Source organism: Streptomyces sp. CNX435, from assembly GCF_059570575.1.
Window position 1 is genome coordinate 1 of record NZ_JCANTA010000060.1, and the last position, 4,641, is coordinate 4,641.

The window sequence follows — 4,641 nt, forward strand, 5'->3', positions numbered from 1 at the left end:
CGCCTGGGCGGCTGCCTCGTTCTCAACCTCGGGTACAACGTCAGTCATTCGGTGTCACTCCATGATCCAGTTCCACCGTCTGTTGTACACGCCCGCTCCCGGCCGCGCTGCGGTGAGTACGTGCGGCCCATCCTCGACCGTGCCGAGGGAAGCCACGAGCGCGCCCCGGGCCGATCCCCAACACCGGCGGGATGTTGCCGCTGTTCTTCGCCTGGAACTGGGAGGCGAAGTACCGCACGGCCATGAAGGTCGTCCGGCATACCGCCGGCTGGAAGCTGCCCTCGTGCGGGCTGTCCGCCGACGAGTGGCCGGCGGTGTCCGGCCAGGACAGGCCGAAGGCGTTCCCCAAGCTGCGCCTGGTCACCTCCGGCGGCGAGGTCCTCGCCGACCCCGACCGCCCCGTCCTGGCGTGAGTCCCGCGGGGGAGATAGGGCGGCCTCCTTCGACCACAGGGACGCGCCGCGGGGGCGCGGTGCCCGGCCTTCGGGCGGGTGGCTGTGCGCGGGCACGTGCGGGCCGGACAGGCCCCCGGCCCGAGGGCGTGCCCGCGTACAGCAGCGCCTTGTCTAACCTGATTAGCGAGTAGAACAACATAATATCGAGTGGAGTGCGCTAGGGTGGTGGGTATGGCACTCAGTACTGAGGAAACGCTGCGGCTGACGGTGGCTGCGCTCATGAGCCGTAGCCGTGAGACCCAGACCGCTCTGGCCGCCGCGATCGGCATGGACCAGCGGGCGCTGTCGCGCCGTCAGACCGGGTCGAGCCACTGGCTGCTCGACGACGTCGACCGGCTCGCCGCCCACTGGGGCATGACCCCGCTGGACCTGCTGACCGGTCCCACACACGCCGCCTCGAAGCTCCCGGCCCCGCCGCCCGTCGGCGGTCGAGCTGCGTCCTCCGACGCCCCGGCCCCGGCGCCCGCCCCGCCCGCCCCGGCGGCGCCGGCAGCGACTCCCGCTCCCGCGCCGGTCGATCCGCCGATGCGACCGAGGGCCGGATCCGAGCCGGCCGCGGCGGCGCCCCCTCGCCGCGCGGCCAGTTCGCCGGCGAGTTCGTCCGCGCGGCCGGTCGGTTCGCTGGCCGACATGATCCGTGACCGGGTCGCGGCGGAGCTGTCCCAGCACCAGGGCGACATGCAGGCCGCCCAGGCCACCCTGATCCACAAGGCGATCCCGGACGTGATGAAGCTGTTCAAGGCATCCCGGATCGGCGGCCGGTACGAGCACTCCGAGTTCCCCCCGACCGAGACCGACGTCCTGGCCAAGCGCTCGCAGAAGAACCCGGACCTGATCTGGGAAGGCCGGCCCAAGTGGCGCGCTGCCGAGCTGCACCGCGAGGCGCGCGCCGGAAACATCACCCTCGACGTGACCGCCCTGGACGCCAACGCCGCGTACCTGGCGGCGTTCACCTGCTGGCTGCCGATCGGGAGGCTGGTGGAGTCCGAGCCCTCCCACCAGCCCAAGCGCGCCGGCATCTACCGCATCACCCCGCCGGGGTGGGACAACCCCGACCTCCCCCACCCGCTGGGGGACCGCAAGACTCAAGGGGACCTCTGGATCACCACCCCGACCCTCAAGCTGCTGCTGGACTGCGCGAAAAACGGCCTGTGCGCCGCACCGGAAATCCACCAGGCGTACACGTCCGGCGCGACCGAAAGCCTGCTGCGAACCCTCAAGGAAGCCCTCAGGGACGCCCGGCAAGAGGCCATCGACAATGACGACATTGTCACCCTGGAGTACGTGAAATCCATGTATTCTAAGTTCGTCTCCACTATCGGGGAATCGACCAACAACCGTGAACTCCGCCGCCCGGACTGGATGCACACCATCCGCTCACAAGCATTCGCCAACCTGTGGCGCAAAGCCTACAAGGCACACCAGGCAGGATTGACCGTCGTGCAAATGGCAGGAACCGACGAACTCCACGTGAGCGGCGGCGACTGGCGAAACGTGTTCACCGAGGGACGGAAACTCTCCGATATGAAGGAAAAGGAAACCTACACCCTCGGAGGCGACTAAATGAGAACCGTCTACGATGAGTGGGGGGAGTTCGGAAGGTACAACGCCCGGGGACTCAAAGGCGGTGAAGCCCTCGCCCGCGAAATCGAGAGGGTCGCGCAGGAACTCGCCGCCCACGGCGGCATCGCCACCCCAGTCGACCGCCCCCGGGGCCGCAATGCCCGCCTGCGCTACCTGGATTCACCGGCCGGCCGCGATGCCCTGGCCCGCCACGGCATCAGCCCTCGCCTCATCAGGTCCTGGGAGACCGGCGGCCGGCCCTCCGCCCGCAAGCTCCAGGCACTCGATGACGCCTACCGCGAAATGCGCCACACCAACGTCAGAAAATACGGCCGCAAGAACATCGTGGAGCGCCTCGACAACGACGGGCAAGGCACCCGAATGGAAATCTACCCCGTCGACCAGAGCCAGGTACCCGAAAGCCGCCGCCGCGACTTGGAAAACCTTACGCAAGAACGGTCGCTCCAAGTCCGCTACGTCTGGGAAGACGCCGTCACCGGATGGGCAGAAGGAGATGAAACCCTCCTCGGCGATGTCTGGGAAGACATCATTGCCGACCTCGATTCCGACTGGGCCGCCTACTCCTACGTCGGCGCAGTCACCCTCGGCGCCTGAGTATCCAACTCCGAACCCCACGAAGGAGCGATACATGCCGAGTGAACAGGAACCACAGGATCCCGAGGACGCCGGCGCCGACCGGGTGTGCGCCCTCGCCACCCCGCCCACCCCCGCCCACCCGCGACCACGCCGCCGTCTGGCTCGACGACCAGGGCGGCGTATGGGCCGACTACCCCCCGGGCGACGACGTACTGCCGATGGTGTGGGCCCGTGACGGCCGCCCTTTCTCCCGCCAGGAGCTGGAGGCGCTCGGCTGCACACTGACCCCCATCGCCCACTGCCTGGTCGAGCCCCTCTGCACCTATGACATGCGGCCGGAAGACCGCGGCGCTGCGAAGTACACCACCGTCTGGCTCGACAACGAGAGCGAGGTGTGGGCCGACTACCCCACACCGGGCCCCGAGGAGAACCAACTCCGCCCTCTCGTATGGGCGTCAGAACAGGCCAAACCCCGAAGCGACCTCGAAGACTGGCACGGCTACGCCTTCACCCGCATCCGCTGACCCCGATGCTGCGAGCAGCCACCGCGCTGCGTACCGGATCCAGTTCCCCACCCACGCACGAAGGAGACCCGTGACCCTCACCGACGACACCCCGGCCCACCACACCCCGCTCCGCCCCCCGCTGCCGCACTACACCTCCTGGGCGGACGTCCCGGCCGGCATCTACGCCACCGCCACCCAACTCAAGAACCTCGACCTCCTCCGCACGCCGGGCCCGAAGGCTGCGACGGCCGCAACCGCCGCACCGTCCTCGCCCTGTACCGACTGGACGAATCCACCCCCACCCCGGCCACCGCCACCCAACTCGCCGCCGCCCGCGCCCGATCCACCACCCCACGAACCTGCCAGGACTGCGGCGCCCGACCCGACCACGCCCTCCTCCCCACCCCAGCCGGCCACCTGTGCCGCGCCTGCCACCACATCCACAAACTCCGCATCCTCCAGGACGACGCAGCCACCCGCCGCGCCTGGGCCCAGAACTGGGTCGCCACCCTCCTCACCCGCCCCATGGCCGTGATGCACGTCGACTACACGTGGCGAGGGACCACTCCCAGCGGCGCCCGCCGCCCGCCCTCCGCCGCCACGGTGACCGCCCTCGACGCAGCCGCCGGCACCTCGCTGCTTCCCGCGTGCACGATCCGCCTGGTCGGCGTTCGCTCCCGGGGTATCCCGGACGGGGCCTGGACCCGCAGGAAGGGGCGCAGCGCGTCAGGGAAGCCCTGGACGGCCGTTCCGTGACCGTGTGGGACGTCACCGACCTCCACCCCCTCCGGGACGGTCTCGCCCGCCAGAAGGCCGTCTGGCCCCTCCCGAATCAACAGGACTGGACAGCGGAGAGAGCCCGCCCCCGCGTGTACACGGTGCTGGAGCGGGCCGCCGATTGGCGCGGCGCGTTCACCGACCGGACGCCGTGAATTTCCCCTCCACCCGGGCCGCGCTGACCGACTGCTCTACCTCATCAGGGAAATCGCCGCTACCGCAGAGAAGGAAATGCCGCCACCACAGAAAGGGACTGAACTGAATCGAGAGGACCAAAGCAAGTCCCCTCTGGAAATGGAAACTGAGAAGGAATCCAAGCCTTTCCGAGGCAAGTAGTGGTCTAGACCTGTTTGGCGGTATGTTTCTGATGTACCGTCAGTTCTGTCTGGCCCGATTCGGTTCCGCGCTTCGCCTTCCGGTGTCGCGCACGCCATCACTCTTTGTGTATAATGGGCGTGTCAGTCGCCGAGGGCCGCGGAGCAGGGAGGGGCAGGGACATGGAGATCCACGCCAGCCACCACACCCCAATCCCCCTCACGACCAGCGCACTTGAGACCCAGACCCGCCGTCCTGTAGCCAGACCAAGGGCCAGGGCCGAAGGCCCGGCCCTTCAGGGGCCGCAGGCCCCGCAGTCACCGAAGGTGACTGCCGGACGGCCGGAGGCCGACCGCCGGGCCGAAGGCCCGGAGTCCCCCTGACGCCCCGTAGGGGCGTCGCGTCGTGTCTCCGGAGGAGACCGCGCG

At 69.1% G+C, this 4,641-nt stretch carries 5 protein-coding genes; all 5 read left to right on the plus strand.

Features of this window, described 5'->3' with window-relative positions:
- The first annotated feature begins 191 nt into the window (after positions 1-191).
- The 5 genes from T328_RS35870 to T328_RS35890 all read left to right on the plus strand — a co-directional run bounded on the left by T328_RS35870 (position 192) and on the right by T328_RS35890 (position 4,053).
- Positions 192-413, plus strand: coding sequence for a hypothetical protein (locus T328_RS35870; RefSeq protein ID WP_496500462.1), 222 nt, complete (start codon positions 192-194; stop codon positions 411-413).
- A 213-nt stretch (positions 414-626) separates the two neighbouring features.
- A complete protein-coding gene (locus T328_RS35875) occupies positions 627-2,018 on the plus strand; it encodes an acyltransferase (RefSeq protein ID WP_496500466.1) in 1,392 nt (463 codons plus the stop codon).
- A complete protein-coding gene (locus T328_RS35880) occupies positions 2,019-2,633 on the plus strand; it encodes a hypothetical protein (RefSeq protein WP_496500463.1) in 615 nt (204 codons plus the stop codon).
- Between the two features lie 41 nt (positions 2,634-2,674).
- Positions 2,675-3,139: a hypothetical protein gene (locus T328_RS35885; RefSeq protein ID WP_496500464.1), complete on the plus strand. Its 465-nt coding sequence runs from the start codon at positions 2,675-2,677 to the stop codon at positions 3,137-3,139.
- Positions 3,140-3,873: 734 nt separating this feature from the next.
- On the plus strand, positions 3,874-4,053 hold the full coding sequence (locus T328_RS35890; RefSeq protein WP_496500465.1) for a hypothetical protein: 180 nt from the start codon (positions 3,874-3,876) through the stop codon (positions 4,051-4,053).
- Positions 4,054-4,641: the final 588 nt, after the last annotated feature.

Excerpts from the sequence above, each read along its gene's own strand:
- T328_RS35870 (WP_496500462.1), top strand. The coding sequence starts at position 192 with ATGTTGCCGCTGTTCTTCGCCTGGAACTGGGAGGCGAAGTACCGCACG.
- T328_RS35875 (WP_496500466.1), top strand. The coding sequence starts at position 627 with ATGGCACTCAGTACTGAGGAAACGCTGCGGCTGACGGTGGCTGCGCTC.
- T328_RS35880 (WP_496500463.1), top strand. The coding sequence starts at position 2,019 with ATGAGAACCGTCTACGATGAGTGGGGGGAGTTCGGAAGGTACAACGCC.